Here is a 14,536-nt window from a genome sequence, read left to right as displayed (position 1 = left end):
CCCAGTTAGTTGAAACACACGCTCATGCGTACACCTTTTAGAGACCTCGTACAAAAGAGTTTACATTGCCTAAGCAACAAGCCCCTTGAGGATTGTTTACCTCGCACCCACATCGCCCCGCTTGAACATGAGCTTTGATTTGGTCAGCTGGTTTTTTGTCGGTATCGACGGCTTTGATAAGCCGCTCTCTCGTCCAGTCAAAGCAGTAACACACAGGCACATCTGTGCCCTGGTTTTTTTGGAACACTGGCACCTTTAGGTCGTTCTCCACAAATGTTTGCAAATGGTTGCCGCTAAAGTAGACGACAGAACATTCAGGGTTAGAACAAAAAACGAAAGAGTTCTCTGGCTCAATGGCTTCTAACGCCGATGCTTTAAGAAGGGATTTCAGCGTTATGAGTTGCACGTTCTTGCCCTTCTCACCGCAGGAAGGACACTCTGTTGTTGCAGTTACGGCACTATTAGCTGATGTAGTACAACAATCCATAAGTTTATCTCCCCTCAAACCTCCAACCGAGTTCTTATTACTAAGAGCTGAACTTGTCTGGACCCGTCTTATTCTTAAATGCGATCACTTTCTGAGTAAAATTGAGATCTAATTTTCTTCTTATACCCAATGCTCCTGGATAAGTGGCGGTTACATGTATGTTGTAGGACGATAACCAGTTGATCGAGAAATGAACGAATTTGAAAGAAAGAACGGAAGAGTCCGTATTTAATTGGTAAAGGGCTTCTTTTTCGACTTGATCCTCATTCTTGTCTATCCGAGCAAAATAATAGGGCAAACTGTTCGACGATTGGTTCATCTTGGTACGCTCAACATTATATTGCATAGCGTTCACGGCGTTGCTTATCGCTTTTTTCATTTTGCTCTCCATGAGCTGGTCCTTTGAAGCATTATAAGACATCCAACAAAACCAGCCGACCACCACGAGAACGATCGATAGGATGGACATTGCTTTATTCATTGTACTATTTTTCATGTTATCGTTACCCTATCCTATAAGCTGGCATCGTACAGGAAATGCCCTAGATTGTTTAAACAATGCCGTTCAATAATCACTTATTTAGTCGTTTAAGTTCTTTTATAATGTTTATGAATAAGAAGATAGAACCAGGAATTAAAAACAAGCCAAGAATTATGGATGGTACACGGTGGTCCCAAATGAGTTTATAAATGCCTAAAGTTGAACCAAAAAGAAGCACAATTGTATCCCTTAAAATATCAGAATCTCTCTTAAAAAATGCCTTTATCTTCTCCAGTTTACAATCCCCTAAAATGCATAAGTTGTTATCTTGAATTTATCATGAATTAATCCCTTGAACTACAGCCGAATTTTCCCATTAAATTACCCATTACTTGACTAACAAAAGAGGAGTCCCCTCACTGCAAACTCTTCCGCTATCATGTCCCGTTAGTTGAACAATTTATCATTTTTTGTGTCCCACTTTATATTTATATTCCAATCTTGCCATTCCTGTTTTACTATCGCTATCAACCATTCTCCGCCAATTGTACATGTTTCCTCATGAGTAAAATAAATAATCCAATCCCTTTGCTTCGAGAACCAGAACCCTTCGTTGTAACATTCAAAAAAGTATGGGTCACTGTTCCAGAATAGCTGTTTTGTGTCCTGGGTTAAAGCATTTTCATAGCAAAGTTCTTTTCCTGCCCAGTACTCATATATGTCTGTAACACCATGTCTAATAAGACAATTTTTCAAAAAATCTATCTTCAACTCAATGTTAATATAAGAAAAGTCAAACGCAATTACATCATCTCTACTCGTTTGAGACAAAGGATACCAATAATAACCTGTAATGTTCCAAATAGAGTTTAGTTGTTCCTTTAAGAGTAATGATTTTTTAAGTTGAAGTTGCTTCTTGAACATAAAGACCGTTCCTTTATTTTCCGATTTTCTTAATCATCTCAGATATCCCGTTAGCATACAATTAGGTTTTTGTTTCACACTAACCTGCCCGTTAGTTAAACAAATCAAAAAGGAGCTGCCGCGAGGCAAACTCCTCCACTATAGTTCCCCGTTAGTGGAACACCTTGTACTGCACGGCTATTTTTCCAACTCATAGCGGGTCGCGATAATGCCCGACTTGAACGTTCGGCTGGACAGCAGCTTAAGCCTGATTTTCTCACCGTCGATGTGGAATGCCGATTTTCCGCCGCCCAAGATGACCGGGCAAATCGTCAGCAGGAATTCGTCGATCAGGCCGCGCTCAAGCAACGTCTTCGCTGCCCCCGGGCTGCCGAAGATAACGAGATTATTGCCAGGTTGCTCCTTGAGCGCTTTGATTTCCTCTGCGATATTGTCCTTAATCAGCATCGTATTGTTCCATTCGACATTGTCCATAGAGCCGGAAATGACAATCTTCTTAACATCTTGCAGCCATTTGGCATGTTCCATATCATGCCTCAACGCATTCGGATTGTCCAGCACCGTGGGCCAGTAGCTCTCCATCATCCGATACGTCGGGCGTCCATATACGGGAGAGCCGACTTCGGCTACGACCTCCTCGGCGTATTTCTCTAATTCCTCGTTGTACGGAATCCAATCTAGTCCTCCGTTCGTATCCGACGCATACCCGTCCAGCGACACATGCATGAACAATACGAGTTTTCTCATGTTTGATTCTCCTCTGATTTCGAATTTAGTTGTTCGATTTTTTGGCAGTAGGCCCGTGTTTTCGTCCTGCTCTTACGTTCACTATAAAACATTACGTAACGTAAGGGTCAAGTGGAAATCTGAATTTTCTTCGAAGACAACATTGTTGCGCAAATCTGCCCGTTTCTTCAACAATCGAAAAAGGAGCTGCCTTTAGCAAACTCCTCAACTATCGTGTCCCGTTAATTTAATAAAATGATTATTGATTAGAATTGAATACGTTAAAATTGCGAAACTTCTTTTTAGTCAAAAGGAAGCCCGCGAAACCGATGATATTAAAAAACAAGAAAATTAGCGTCCATAAGACACTGACTTTCCTTGTCGTATGGAAAGCATATACAATTGCCCAGATTGTGAATAAAGCCCAATATAGAGTGATTCCCAAAACCAGAATTAAATAGGATATTACATAATAACCGAATGCTGACGTGTAAACAAACCAATTTCCCATGCCGTTACCGCCGCTATTGTATCCTGCCCATAGCCATTTTGGAGTATTAACTTCTTCAGAGTACGAATAAATCGGCTTAGAATCCTCCAAGTAATTAAATAACACATCCCCCTCAATACCTTTGGTATTATAAATTTCTATTTTGTGCACTCTCTTATTGCTTTGTACGTTGGATTCAACTTCTTTTTTTACTTCTTCTGTGATTGATTCGTGGTCTTTTAGAATGTCAAGTATCTTTTCGTTAAAACGATGAGGAAAATTACCACTGACCTCTTCATCTCGTTGATACAGGAATTGAAACGAAAATATAGCGAAGATAAGTACCGTTAAAGCTGCAAACAACACCCCTTTTGCAAATAACTTTTGTTTGTGATAAAGCTGAGAAATTTCGGAACGCAATTCCTGTTCTCCGCCAAAACGTTCGATTGCGAACTGAACTGCTTCCTGCTCCGATTTCCCTTCTTTTTTCAATTCGTGTACTGCTTCCAGAAGGTGGCTTCTCATTTCAGCTTTTAATTCTTTTATTTCTTTTTTATTTCCCCCAGCGTTTTGATAAACAGAATCGACAAATGCTTCGATTTGCTTCATTTCTTATCTCCCCCCTCCAAAAATGAATCAATTATTCCTTTGATGAACCGCCATTCCAAGCGTTTTTGTTTGAAAGTTTCTTCTCCCAAGGGCATGATTCTATAATATTTCCTTCTTCCGCCTGGCCCTTGCTCGTCACCCCAGTAAGAAGAAATCCACTCGTTTTTTTCCAGCCGCTTCAGTGACAAGTAGAGCGTTCCTTCCTTCAATTCGAATTGTTCTCTGCTTTTTTCTCGAACTAATTTGGCAAGCTCATAGCCGTACATCTCGTTGTTGCACAACAGGGAGAGTATTATCGTGTCTATATGACCCTTTAATACCTCTTTATTTACTTCCACATGCTCACCTCCACACTCACAAGAATTGTAATCATTTGTAATTTATTTATATAACACAATACTATATATAGCAAGGTATTCATGAAAATTTTTTGTTAAATCCGAAGATTTAACTATTCTGCCCGTTAGCGCAATTTAGAGCCTCAAACTCACCATAAATAATAAGTATAATATTACAGGTAACCCTATAGCAGATAGTATTGTGATTACGGTACGTACATTTTTCTCATCTCGTAATATAAACGCTAAAAACTTATACCCTAAAATACCAATCCATCCACCCAAACAATTTAATATTATGTCATCAATGTCTGAGGTTCCGATGCCTAAAAACCCCTGAGTGATTTCAACAGATAAACTCACCAAGAATATAAACAACAGATTGGTTATTACTCTTTTGTCCTTTTTGAATAATGACAAATAAGTACCAAGAGGAATAAAAAGAACAATATTACAAACCACATTACTAAAAGCGAATCTCTTTAAAGTCGCAGAACCGCCAAGTATATATTCCTTTATACTATTAAAAGGAATAAGATTGATTGACCTATTTAAAGTCCTGTGACTATTAAACATCTCCAAAAGCGAAATTCTTGATAAAAACAATAATTTAATTAAAAAAACGATATAACAAATGAAGACACCATATAAAAAGATTGTTTTAATTCGCTCTCGTATATTCATAACACCACCACTTTTCACTTCATCCCTGCTTATTCTCTGACGTTCAGTTTATTGTTCCCCGTTAGAGCCTCGCGAACGTGATGTAATCGACTTGGACGGGCTCTGCCGATTCGATCCGAAGTACCCGGTTGATCTGTCCCCGGTGATACTGCCCATGTAAGAGGACCTGCGACAGGATGTCCCGGACGGACGTTCGGAACGGAACCCCGCTCTGGTTCGCATAGTCGACCATCTCGTCCAACTCGGATTCCTCGAGCTCATCGATATAGATGCGATATTGCTCGGCGTTCTCTTCGAACATCGTCCGGATCGCCGTCAAGTCTTCCGCTTCCTCCCACAACGAATATTGCTCGCTGCCCTTGCCCTGCAATCGGGACAGCCAGACTCGTTCCGCGACCGCGACGTGCCGAACCAGCTTCAGAAGGTCCTTGTTCTTCGTCTCACTCTCCTCGAGCGCGTCCAAGATGCGTCCGTCCGCCCAGTACAAGTGGTCCATCATGCGCTTGATCGTCTTCATTTCGGTTTCCCCCTCTTCGTCTCATCGATTACTTAAAAGTAACTAACTATTCATCGCAGTAATTAAGAAACAGATCGCCGTTAGAAAAGATAAGGGTGTCATAACAAGCTTTTCCTTTTTGCTTTTGGACAACGCATTCATGATGGTATTTACTATTAAATAAACTGCAAAAAAGTAACATACTCCTTTTGCAATCGTTTTTAAAGCATCTATCGAGATTACATTCCCTGCTTGTAGTATAAATAGGATTGCAATCAACTGAATGAGTACCGAAATTGCACATGCAACTCTCAACTGTTTTGGCATTACTTTGTGCTTACCGCCCATTGCAAAATCTCCGTAAGGTAAACCCATAGCTAACAATATGTATAAAATAGCAACTGCCAAAAAAGAAACACTTCCAATTAACGCCGTTGTCACATTCCCACCCCAATTTTATTTATACTTGCTACTAAAACTTTCTGTAATATTATAGCATTTATTCAAGCGTTCTACCCGTCATTTCAATACGATTTGTATATAAATTCAATATACCGTATATTTATGTAACAATAAAGGGAGGGTTTATAATGTCACTTGTCATAAGAAATGCTGAATCTGATGATTTAAATGGTTTAACCGAATTAATGTATGAATACATTGTTGGTTTTTATAAGCAACCTAGACCAGCCACTGAAAAAATTCATAATTTGATTCACACACTTTTAGAGTAGCAAGATGGTGTACAGTTTGTTGCATTACAAGATGGGAATTTAGTCGGTTTTGCTACATTATTTTTTACATTCAGCACTATGAAAGCAGATAAATATACTGTAATGAACGACCTTTTTGTTATTGAGCAATACAGAGATACAGAAGTGGAAACACAACTGTTTTTAGAATGTCAGAGGTACACGCAGGAACATAACTATGTCCGCATGTCCTGGATAACGGCTACTAATAATAAACGAGCTCAACGTTTTTTTGATAAAATGGGGGGCATACAAGGAGATTGGGTTAACTATTCAATTATCTAAGCATGTTCTTAAATATTCCTTGACAGGAATATTCCCTTTGGTGCATATTTAAGTCATTAGGAAAATGACCCTAGTGATGAAGGTGGTGAATGTGCCGAGAGACCATCATTTAACGAGGTGAGCGACATGTCAGGGAAGAATCCAGGCATGGACATGACGACGCTGAGCGCATTGGCCGAACCGAATCGTATGGATATTGTCGAACTTTTGCGCGACGGTCCTCTGACCGTAGGGGAAATCGCAGACCGGCTAAGGCTTCGCCAACCCCAAGCCTCGAAGCATTTGAAGGTTCTTAGCGACAACGGGATCTTGGAAGTTCGAGCCGAAGCCAATCGTCGGATCTACAAGCTCCGGCCCGAACCCTTCCAAGCGCTGGATTCTTGGGTGAAGTCCTTCCGGCGCGTCATGGAAGACAGATTCGACAATCTGGAAGACTACTTGCGTGAACTGCAGAACAAGGAACAATCATAAGATTATTCAAAGTGATGAGGAGGATTTTTACAATGTCAAACAATGCAATGGTTTCGAGAATAGAGAACGATCGGGTGCTGGTACTGGAGCGCGTTTTCGATGCGCCGCGCGATCTCGTGTTCAAGATGTTTAAGGAGGCTGAGCATCTCAAGCGTTGGTGGGGACCGAGAGGCTTTGAGGTTACGGTTTGCAATGTCGATTTCCGTCCGGGCGGCGTATGGCACTACTGCATGAAGTGCGTCGATCAAAACCTAGGTCAATTTTACGGTATGGAATCTTGGGGCAAAGCCGTTTATAAGGAAATTGTCGAGTCGGAGACGATCATCTACACCGATTACTTCTCGGATGCGGAAGGCAATTCGAATGACTCCATGCCGTCGACCGAAGTTACAATGGAATTCATCGATCTTGACGGCAAGACGAAACTGGTCAGCCGTGGTGAATATGTGTCCGCGGAAGCCGTCAAGACCGTCATGGACATGGGCATGCTGCAGGGCATCACCGAAACTTGGGATCGACTGGAAGAGACTTTGAACGAATTCAAATAAGGGTATACGGGGAAGTTATTAACTGACTTCAAATAAATGAGACAGCGGTAGCCAAGGACATGAAAATAAAGTCCTAGACTACCGCTGTATTATTGAACTATAGTTTTCCGCTACTCTCCTTAACACTTTTACCCTCATCTTTGATTGGCGACGCCCACACCAAATGAAAGGTATTCAACTTGTAGCGTTCCATATGATGGATATGAATCGGGGATTGTTGAAAAATATGGATCATATTACGATCCAGATGGCAGCCGACAACGCGTAGGAATACCGGCTCGATGATCTTTTGGATGCTGCCAATCAACCGATTTGAACTGAGACCATGCTCCATTAACAAAATTTGACCGCCCGGCTTGCACCACCTGCTGAAAGATTCCAACACTCTAACAGGATATTCGTAACCGCAAAAGGATAATGTCGAGACGATGGTATCAAATGAGTTATCAGGAAACGAAATAGATTCAATATCGGATTGAATGAATGTGGCCCGAACATTGCTAGCCGTTGCGGACTCTTTTGCCTTGGACAACATAGCACCGCTGAAATCGACAGCAGTCACATCCACATCTTTGGGATAAAAGTAAAAGTTCGCTCCGGCACCAACAGCTACCTCAAGAACCTTCCCCTTTGCACTCCCGATCAATTTTTCCCGCCATTTCCGTTCCGACCGCTTCTTCCTTCTCATTTCGTAGATTTGGGATTGATTATCGAATTTACGGATGAGTTTCTCTTTGTCCATAGTGCCCTCCTCTAAATTAGCGACGATCAGACTTTGAATAACTAAAGATCGAATAACCCTCTGCCGATCAAGTTTGCGGTAACCGGCTTCTTTCCAATTTCTCGTGACCATATAGACAATTGACCGATATGGTGGATCTCGTGGGCGATCACGTGCCGCATCACTTCGCCGTATTTATGGGCTTCCCGTTCCCCTTCATCCGTGATATCAATCATAATGCGGTCTTCCAGTCTATCATTCCAATCATAGACAAATGGAGCAAGTTCCACATGGCAACGGGCGGAAAAATCCTTTATTTGCTGCAAGCTAGCCACCTCCTCGAACGGAGGGATTTTAATCGCTTTTTCTTGTATTCCACCGCATATCCAGCCATACTCGACTGCCACAATGTGATACAGCGTGGGAAGTATGAACCCTATGCCGCCGGTGCGTTTTCTTAACAACTCTTCCTCGCTCACTGTATCGCACCAGTCAAACCAATCTTTGCGAACTTGCCAGTTATACTCGAATAGTTTCAACATGTTGCAGCCCCCTAATAATAAGCTTTGTTACTACCTGATTCGTGATCTATCCCTGCTATCCTGCCCTCTAGTTGAGAAAAAGGCAGCCTTCACATAGGCTGCCGTTTCTCCGCTATCGTGTCCCGTTAGCTTAGCTAACTGTTGCATTACCCCTTCGTTTAACAATCAAGAATAACGTAATAATTACAAACAAAACTACCAAGGGAATAATAATATAGAGGATTTCATGAAGTTGTTTCGATTCAGCTATCTGTTCAAGGTCATTATTAGCAACAGAAAGTTCTTTTGTACCACCGCACATAGTGTCAGTCGCTAATTCTCCCTCTTCATACTTATATAAATAATTCTCCTTCGTTGTTTTATACGCATACACAAGATACTCCTTACCTTCTAGGAATACACTACCAACGGATGTTACAACAGTTTCATTGTTATTTAATCTTCCTTTGAGTGTCGATTTAACCTCAAATGTTACCCTGCTTTTGGGATTCAAAGTACCTACATCCTTATAAGATGATTTGATAACTTTGCCAATAAAGACTGTATCGTGTTGTTTAAACAATTCCTTTGCTTCCTGACTGTTTCCACATGACCATGCGAAGCTTTTATTCGGTGAAGTGATTAGAAATATGTATAACATTAAAACCACAAACCTACCGAAAGCTTTAATTTTCCCCACCTCATTTCAACTTTGTTCGATTTCATATAGATACGCACTATCTTTGTTACGCATTACTGCCCGTTAGTTAAGAAAACGGCAGCCTATATGCAGGCTGCCGTTATTTCGTGTTTATGGAACTAACGTTCCCCGTAAGCGCAAACTTTACTTTTACTTTATGCAACTGCGATAGACTCACTTTAGTTTTAAGTCTAATAGGAAATGCCATTCGTATCGTACCGAATATCGCTAGGGAATGCACTTATATCCAAGTTTGAAACGATTTATTGACCATCTTTACATTGTTCATTTTTGCCCAATTCTTTAAATCCGAGATACCTCTATCTTCATCCTTTGAATACCTAAATGCCATACCAGATGGAACGATCTTCCTCCTGTAAGGTAATATCCCAATAACAGGCTTAAAGTAGCCCCTGGTAATTATCAATTTAATATCCCTTGAATGAATTATATTCCCATTTAATATGATTTGCTCATTGGATAAGCATATCTCGGTTGGTTTCTTAAAATATGTTCTGTACAATGCGAGTAACAGTACAACTAAACACAGAAGAACTGTCATTAACGAAGCGTAGAATACCCCCCTCTGATCCCATGATCTCAATACAAGAATAGATTGACTCGATATAATAACAATCATGCCTATAATGGTTCCAATCCTAGATGGACTCTTAACTAGGTGCTTTATTTCCCTCAACATTGCCACCCCCCTGATTAATTCTTTTTCTTAACACTCCATATACTGGAACTATTCTGCCCTTTAGTTGAGTAAAAGGCTGCCTTGCGGCAGCCCTGATGTAGTTGAACTATCGTGTCTTGCCTCTATTAACTTATGGAACCGGAATTTCTTTTTCCATAATATAATCATCCATGACGAATCCATTCCCGATATCCGCAATTTGTTCCCGTACGATCCGGAAGCCTTTTTTCTCATATACCGCAATACTGGATTTGTTATGACGATTGGCAGTCAGCCAAATATGGCTCAGGTTTCGGTCTTTGCACAGCTGCTCCAGGAATGCCAACGCTTTGTTGGCATAGCCGCGTCCCCGGTGCTCCTTTCCTATATAAAACTTGCTTAGGAAAAGCTTCCCCTCTCCTTGCCTGACCGACATATATCCGACTGCGGAGCCTTCGTGATGGATCGAGTAATATTCGTAGCCCTCATGATGGATCTGATCCGTAATCGCTGGAATCGATTGGAATTTGTCAATCATGTAATCAATCTGCTCGATTGTAATAATGGATACATAATACTCGCGCCATATTTCTGCTGCCAATCGAGCAACCTCCACGATTTCTGCCGCTGTGTTCACGTGTGGAAATATAAGCTTCATGACACATACCTGCCTTTCCTGGACCTTTCGCATCATGCTTTCAATAGGATATCATAAATATCCTTCACCAATGACTTATTATCAACACGCCCATGCTAAAGATCACAGTTAGCGGAATCATCACATATGCATTGAATATATTTAGTCTTCGAGATAATTTGAATTATTGTGCCTCGTGCAACCAAACAAATAGCAGTTGCTTTCGATGCTGGGCTTATATTCTGACGGCGGACTCTTGCCATCCTTTATTTCTTTAAATACGGTTTTGTATAAGGTAATATCGGCTTTTAGTTCTGCGATGTACTCCGCTTTGCGACCTTCTTCCCAGTCCTCGTCATCATCCTGATTCGTCTCTTCTATTTCGTTCTCGTTAAAAAGCAGCACCTTGTCAAAAACATCATTCATCTTCGCGTTATCGCCGCACTGATGTAGGGCGTACAAATACTGAGGGATCCAATAGGTGGCATAACGTAATTTCGTGTGCTGATACAATTCTATGACATCGGCAAAATCGTAGATTTCGTAGAAAATTGATGCAATGTAATCTTCATCCAAATCCGATTCCGATTCCTTGCATAAACGGAGCAACTCATTGGCAACTTGCCTTGCTTCGCTTTGTTTTCCAAGTCGCGCCAAACAGACTCCATAACTGAGCAAGGGATGCATACTGGAATTGTTTTCGCCTCTCAAAAGGCTAGCCTGCTGAAAGCAATCAGTCGCCTCGTTTAGCCTAGAAGTGAAATAAAAACAGACCCCAAGGTTATTTAAATTTTCGAGGGTTGGTTTAAGCGTTATTGCTTGTTCAAGTAGAGGAATCGCTTTTTCGTAATCTTCTTTTCCTGCGTAAATTCTCCCTAACAGGGTAAAGGGGAAGTGTGATGTTGGTTTTTGTTCAATGGCTATTTCAAGTAGCTGGACAGCTTTATCTTCGGAACTCGCCCACCATCCATCTTCTGCGGGCTCGCCTTCCGCGTAATAAAAAAACGCTAAGTTATGTAGAGATTGAATAGATGGAAATATCCGAGCTGCTTGTCGAAAGTATTCAAACGAATCTTCATATCGGAGCACTTCCATCAGGGCTATTGCAAGGTCATTCAGGACACCGACGTTGTCAGGTTCCTGTTTCAGTTTCTTTTCAAGCTCTTGTACAAGTTCGTGATAATCTTTCACGGCTTCACCATACTTTCGATTTAGCTTATTTAAAACTAGTCCCCGTTAACCTGCCCGTTACTTCAACAAATCAAAAAGGAGCAGCCGCGCGGCAAGCTCCTCAGCTATAGTTCTCCGTAGTCCTGCAACATCCTGGTTATCTTAATCCCCCTTTACTTTGATTTATCCGTAACCTTTTTTATGGCCTTGTAAACTTCTTGGTCAACAGATTTTTGATAAATGTCAGAGTAAGTTTTTGAATCTTTGATTAGGTCGTCGCAGAAAGCCGCTACGTCACTGCCCGTCACTTTGAGCACGCCTTTCCCCAAGGCCGCGCCCTCTTCAAAAAGATCGATAATTCCCGAGAGCAAACCAGTCCCCTCGGTTAGCTCAACAGGGCCGACCTTAAAGAGATATTTTTGAATCTCTTTATAAACAATCTGATAATCTTGCGGGAGCGCTTTGACACGCGCCATGTGCGCTCGCCACTCTTTTTTGCCCTCAATGATATCCCGTATTTTCATTTTATCCTCCTCCTTCTATTTACCTAATTTTTTAGCGATATTATTGTTGAGTTGCTCGCGCCACTTGTCGCGAAAAGACTTTGCCCCTTCTTCGCCGGCTAGCGCTGAGCAGAAGCCTTTGATATCGTCACCCAAAACCTCTTGAACACTCTGACCGTCCGCCGCCGTTTCTTCGAGCAGGCCAAGAACACCGTCAAGAATTGGCATGAGGTTGCGACCGGTGAAATCTGAGTGCGGCCAAAGATTGGCATTAATTTTTTCCCATGCCGCTTGATAATCAGCCGGCAGCTTTTTGGCTCGCGATTCAAAATTTTTCAATTCTTTAGTCATGTCGCTGCCGGTGATTTTTTCCCAAAAATTCATTGTTGCCCCTCCTTTAGCTCGTTAATTTTTGATGATACGAACTCCCATTTTTCCCAGAACCTCCGCAGCTCTTCGCGCCCTGCGTCGTTGATCGCGAAAAACTTTCGCGGCGGTCCAATGTCGGAGGGCTTTTTGGTGATCTCCACCAACTTGTTTTTTTCAAGTCGGATCAGGATGGTGTACACCGTTCCCTCCACAACATCTGTAAAGCCGAGGGCGTTCAACCGCCGCGTTATTTCGTAGCCATAGATTTCTTTGCGGCTTATAATTTCAAGGACACAGCCCTCAAGCGCCCCTTTGAGCATTTCCGTTAGATTTTCCAGCACAATCACCCCTTGGTATTCTGTATCACAGGTATGAAGTGATACTTACTACCTCTACAAAGTAACACGTAGTAGTTGATTTGTCAATGACGTCTGCTCTGACACGGGTTTTACATTTTCAACTTATCAAGACTTTCATACTCAATATCGACTTGTTTCCCGGTTTGAGCGTCAACATAGACCTTTGTGACCCGGTCATATCCTTTAACAGTGATGGAGTAAACCAGCTTTCCATTACGAATCATCAGCATGGGTCGATCTGTAATTTCCAATTCAGCATTTATTTGATTTAGCGCAGTCTCAGGCTGTACGCTTGCTTTCGTTTGGACATTTCGATCTCTTTTCAAATAATAACCTGTCGTATCGAAATACTGCAGAATTCCTTTTGCTGTATCGATCGTAACATTAACGATTGCTTCAGGATCACGAACTCCTCCAACTTGAGGAACAAATGTTACATAGAGTACAGAACCCTTCGATAATGTATGATCGATAACCAAAGGAGCCTCCCCCCAACGTAACACAAGGGATTGGGCTAACTTAATGGCTTCTTCCTTAGTCATTTGTCCATTATCAAGCTTCTTTGGCCCATCTCCAGCTGGATAAATGCGTAGAATATGTGCCCCAGAGACACTGATTTCAACTTCATAGAACATTTTCTTGCCATTCCCAGACCAAAACTTGAGGCTATCTCTAAACTCAGGAGTCACACCCCCGCCGCTCGACGTGATTTGATTATCACTCTTATCTTTCCAGAGCAAATCCATGAAAGATTTCACTTTCGACTGCAATTGTTCCTTATACACTCGTTTGTCATTCTTAAACACGTCAACCTGAGGGCGATAAGGGTGTAATTTGTAAAGATACTCATTGAACAATGGTTCCTTATCGCCGATTAAGGGGTTGGAATCGAGCTCATTCGTTAATGAGGTTAATCGTCGACTCAGTTCATCCGCGGGAACTTCTTTCACATGAGGACCATACATCACGTTCTCGTGTATTTGATGCATCGCAGGACCCGTTTTGAGTGTGAAGTTCCGCATCTTTAATAAGTTTTGTCGCTGAAGCTTCGTTAGCGTTTCTGCGCCATCATCCAATAAGTAACCTAAATAACTTGCTGTTTGTCTCCAAAATGGCTCAGCGCGATTATACTGAAAGTCATTTAGAATCGTTGGAGATGGATTGAACCAGTGTATATTCGCCATATAGGAGGCGGATTCATAGGCAGCTTTCAAGTATTTCTTGCGATAGGAAGCGGAATTCGAAGCTAGAATATTAGCCAGATCCAAATCTACCGTTTCAGCATACATCATTTGCATCTGTACCCAGTTACGTGTACTTTGAAGCTTTTCACTTTGCAATTGATCCAATTCTTGTTTCAACTCTTTATGCTTCTTATATCCATAAACCGTAATACCTATTAATAGAAATGCAAATAAAATCGTAATCATTTTGGTTCTGCTAGTCTGGTTCAAGTTCTAAGTCTCCGTTTCTAATAAGCAGTAACTCTTATTAAACAAGACCGGAGAATAGAAGTCATGTATCAAAATCTGCTAACCTAAAAGTCAAGTGTAGAGCTCTCTAAAAACGCCCATCCGATAACCGGA

At 41.5% G+C, this 14,536-nt stretch carries 21 protein-coding genes and 1 pseudogene; 3 read left to right on the top strand and 19 right to left on the bottom strand.

The features are described 5' to 3' along the window. Positions 1–37: 37 nt before the first annotated feature. The 9 genes from D7Z26_RS15570 to D7Z26_RS15530 form a co-directional block, all read right to left on the bottom strand. Entirely contained in the window at positions 38–487 is a 450-nt protein-coding gene (locus D7Z26_RS15570) for a putative iron-sulfur cluster-binding metallochaperone (protein ID WP_120977889.1), read from the bottom strand. A gap of 40 nt (positions 488–527) precedes the next feature. Next, complete coding sequence (locus D7Z26_RS15565) at positions 528–983, bottom strand: hypothetical protein (protein WP_147423865.1); 456 nt, start codon at positions 981–983, stop codon at positions 528–530. A 432-nt stretch (positions 984–1,415) separates the two neighbouring features. Beyond that, on the bottom strand, positions 1,416–1,892 hold the full coding sequence (locus tag D7Z26_RS15560) for a hypothetical protein (RefSeq protein ID WP_120977887.1): 477 nt from the start codon (positions 1,890–1,892) through the stop codon (positions 1,416–1,418). A gap of 177 nt (positions 1,893–2,069) precedes the next feature. Further along, positions 2,070–2,639, bottom strand: a complete 570-nt coding sequence (locus D7Z26_RS15555; protein WP_120977886.1) for a dihydrofolate reductase family protein — start codon at positions 2,637–2,639, stop codon at positions 2,070–2,072. A gap of 238 nt (positions 2,640–2,877) precedes the next feature. After that, entirely contained in the window at positions 2,878–3,717 is an 840-nt protein-coding gene (locus D7Z26_RS27805; RefSeq protein ID WP_233566944.1) for a permease prefix domain 1-containing protein, read from the bottom strand. Then, positions 3,714–4,055, bottom strand: a complete 342-nt coding sequence (locus tag D7Z26_RS15545; RefSeq protein WP_120977885.1) for a PadR family transcriptional regulator — start codon at positions 4,053–4,055, stop codon at positions 3,714–3,716. Before D7Z26_RS15545 ends, D7Z26_RS27805 begins: the two co-directional genes overlap by 4 nt. Positions 4,056–4,190: 135 nt before the next feature. Further along, positions 4,191–4,757, bottom strand: a complete 567-nt coding sequence (locus D7Z26_RS15540) for a VanZ family protein (protein ID WP_233566942.1) — start codon at positions 4,755–4,757, stop codon at positions 4,191–4,193. 43 nt (positions 4,758–4,800) lie between these two features. Next, positions 4,801–5,256, bottom strand: a complete 456-nt coding sequence (locus D7Z26_RS15535; RefSeq protein ID WP_120977883.1) for a DinB family protein — start codon at positions 5,254–5,256, stop codon at positions 4,801–4,803. A gap of 42 nt (positions 5,257–5,298) precedes the next feature. Beyond that, complete coding sequence (locus tag D7Z26_RS15530) at positions 5,299–5,676, bottom strand: hypothetical protein (protein WP_120977882.1); 378 nt, start codon at positions 5,674–5,676, stop codon at positions 5,299–5,301. Positions 5,677–5,825: 149 nt separating this feature from the next. Here D7Z26_RS15530 and D7Z26_RS15525 point away from each other — a divergent pair. The 3 genes and pseudogenes from D7Z26_RS15525 to D7Z26_RS15515 all read left to right on the top strand — a co-directional run bounded on the left by D7Z26_RS15525 (position 5,826) and on the right by D7Z26_RS15515 (position 7,291). Continuing rightward, positions 5,826–6,272, top strand: a pseudogene (locus tag D7Z26_RS15525) (N-acetyltransferase family protein). Between the two features lie 126 nt (positions 6,273–6,398). Then, positions 6,399–6,743, top strand: a complete 345-nt coding sequence (locus D7Z26_RS15520) for an ArsR/SmtB family transcription factor (protein WP_120977881.1) — start codon at positions 6,399–6,401, stop codon at positions 6,741–6,743. A gap of 32 nt (positions 6,744–6,775) precedes the next feature. Then, on the top strand, positions 6,776–7,291 hold the full coding sequence (locus D7Z26_RS15515; RefSeq protein ID WP_120977880.1) for an SRPBCC domain-containing protein: 516 nt from the start codon (positions 6,776–6,778) through the stop codon (positions 7,289–7,291). A 97-nt stretch (positions 7,292–7,388) separates the two neighbouring features. Here D7Z26_RS15515 and D7Z26_RS15510 read toward each other — a convergent pair whose 3' ends face one another. The 10 genes from D7Z26_RS15510 to D7Z26_RS15465 form a co-directional block, all read right to left on the bottom strand. Continuing rightward, positions 7,389–8,033: a class I SAM-dependent methyltransferase gene (locus D7Z26_RS15510; protein ID WP_120977879.1), complete on the bottom strand. Its 645-nt coding sequence runs from the start codon at positions 8,031–8,033 to the stop codon at positions 7,389–7,391. A 41-nt stretch (positions 8,034–8,074) separates the two neighbouring features. Then, entirely contained in the window at positions 8,075–8,554 is a 480-nt protein-coding gene (locus D7Z26_RS15505; protein WP_120977878.1) for a DinB family protein, read from the bottom strand. Between the two features lie 130 nt (positions 8,555–8,684). After that, complete coding sequence (locus D7Z26_RS15500; protein WP_120977877.1) at positions 8,685–9,116, bottom strand: hypothetical protein; 432 nt, start codon at positions 9,114–9,116, stop codon at positions 8,685–8,687. A 358-nt stretch (positions 9,117–9,474) separates the two neighbouring features. Then, the gene (locus D7Z26_RS15495) at positions 9,475–9,933 is read right to left on the bottom strand and encodes a hypothetical protein (protein WP_120977876.1); all 459 of its coding nucleotides are present in this window, start codon (positions 9,931–9,933) and stop codon (positions 9,475–9,477) included. Between the two features lie 130 nt (positions 9,934–10,063). Further along, positions 10,064–10,570 (bottom strand): GNAT family N-acetyltransferase, encoded by a 507-nt coding sequence (locus D7Z26_RS15490; RefSeq protein WP_120977875.1) that lies wholly within the window; start codon positions 10,568–10,570, stop codon positions 10,064–10,066. A 141-nt stretch (positions 10,571–10,711) separates the two neighbouring features. Beyond that, positions 10,712–11,740 (bottom strand): tetratricopeptide repeat protein, encoded by a 1,029-nt coding sequence (locus D7Z26_RS15485; protein ID WP_120977874.1) that lies wholly within the window; start codon positions 11,738–11,740, stop codon positions 10,712–10,714. A 152-nt stretch (positions 11,741–11,892) separates the two neighbouring features. After that, positions 11,893–12,243, bottom strand: coding sequence for a DUF1048 domain-containing protein (locus D7Z26_RS15480; RefSeq protein WP_120977873.1), 351 nt, complete (start codon positions 12,241–12,243; stop codon positions 11,893–11,895). A 15-nt stretch (positions 12,244–12,258) separates the two neighbouring features. Next, a complete protein-coding gene (locus tag D7Z26_RS15475; RefSeq protein WP_120977872.1) occupies positions 12,259–12,606 on the bottom strand; it encodes a DUF1048 domain-containing protein in 348 nt (115 codons plus the stop codon). After that, the gene (locus tag D7Z26_RS15470; protein WP_325050458.1) at positions 12,603–12,911 is read right to left on the bottom strand and encodes a PadR family transcriptional regulator; all 309 of its coding nucleotides are present in this window, start codon (positions 12,909–12,911) and stop codon (positions 12,603–12,605) included. Before D7Z26_RS15470 ends, D7Z26_RS15475 begins: the two co-directional genes overlap by 4 nt. A gap of 128 nt (positions 12,912–13,039) precedes the next feature. Continuing rightward, positions 13,040–14,404, bottom strand: a complete 1,365-nt coding sequence (locus D7Z26_RS15465) for a PepSY domain-containing protein (protein WP_120977870.1) — start codon at positions 14,402–14,404, stop codon at positions 13,040–13,042. Positions 14,405–14,536 lie beyond the last annotated feature (132 nt).

It is taken from the genome of Cohnella endophytica, from assembly GCF_003628305.1.
Taxonomy (GTDB): Bacteria; Bacillota; Bacilli; order Paenibacillales; family Paenibacillaceae; genus Cohnella; species Cohnella endophytica.
This window is presented reverse-complemented; position numbering and strand designations above follow the sequence as displayed.

What these genes read in the sequence shown, in the direction of transcription:
- D7Z26_RS15570 (WP_120977889.1), bottom strand. Translation starts at nt 487, where the DNA reads ATGGATTGTTGTACTACATCAGCTAATAGTGCCGTAACTGCAACAACA.
- D7Z26_RS15565 (WP_147423865.1), bottom strand. Translation starts at nt 983, where the DNA reads ATGAAAAATAGTACAATGAATAAAGCAATGTCCATCCTATCGATCGTT.
- D7Z26_RS15560 (WP_120977887.1), bottom strand. Translation starts at nt 1,892, where the DNA reads ATGTTCAAGAAGCAACTTCAACTTAAAAAATCATTACTCTTAAAGGAA.
- D7Z26_RS15555 (WP_120977886.1), bottom strand. Translation starts at nt 2,639, where the DNA reads ATGAGAAAACTCGTATTGTTCATGCATGTGTCGCTGGACGGGTATGCG.
- D7Z26_RS27805 (WP_233566944.1), bottom strand. Translation starts at nt 3,717, where the DNA reads ATGAAGCAAATCGAAGCATTTGTCGATTCTGTTTATCAAAACGCTGGG.
- D7Z26_RS15535 (WP_120977883.1), bottom strand. Translation starts at nt 5,256, where the DNA reads ATGAAGACGATCAAGCGCATGATGGACCACTTGTACTGGGCGGACGGA.
- D7Z26_RS15520 (WP_120977881.1), top strand. Translation starts at nt 6,399, where the DNA reads ATGTCAGGGAAGAATCCAGGCATGGACATGACGACGCTGAGCGCATTG.
- D7Z26_RS15515 (WP_120977880.1), top strand. Translation starts at nt 6,776, where the DNA reads ATGTCAAACAATGCAATGGTTTCGAGAATAGAGAACGATCGGGTGCTG.
- D7Z26_RS15510 (WP_120977879.1), bottom strand. Translation starts at nt 8,033, where the DNA reads ATGGACAAAGAGAAACTCATCCGTAAATTCGATAATCAATCCCAAATC.
- D7Z26_RS15505 (WP_120977878.1), bottom strand. Translation starts at nt 8,554, where the DNA reads ATGTTGAAACTATTCGAGTATAACTGGCAAGTTCGCAAAGATTGGTTT.
- D7Z26_RS15495 (WP_120977876.1), bottom strand. Translation starts at nt 9,933, where the DNA reads ATGTTGAGGGAAATAAAGCACCTAGTTAAGAGTCCATCTAGGATTGGA.
- D7Z26_RS15490 (WP_120977875.1), bottom strand. Translation starts at nt 10,570, where the DNA reads ATGAAGCTTATATTTCCACACGTGAACACAGCGGCAGAAATCGTGGAG.
- D7Z26_RS15480 (WP_120977873.1), bottom strand. Translation starts at nt 12,243, where the DNA reads ATGAAAATACGGGATATCATTGAGGGCAAAAAAGAGTGGCGAGCGCAC.
- D7Z26_RS15475 (WP_120977872.1), bottom strand. Translation starts at nt 12,606, where the DNA reads ATGAATTTTTGGGAAAAAATCACCGGCAGCGACATGACTAAAGAATTG.
- D7Z26_RS15470 (WP_325050458.1), bottom strand. Translation starts at nt 12,911, where the DNA reads ATGCTCAAAGGGGCGCTTGAGGGCTGTGTCCTTGAAATTATAAGCCGC.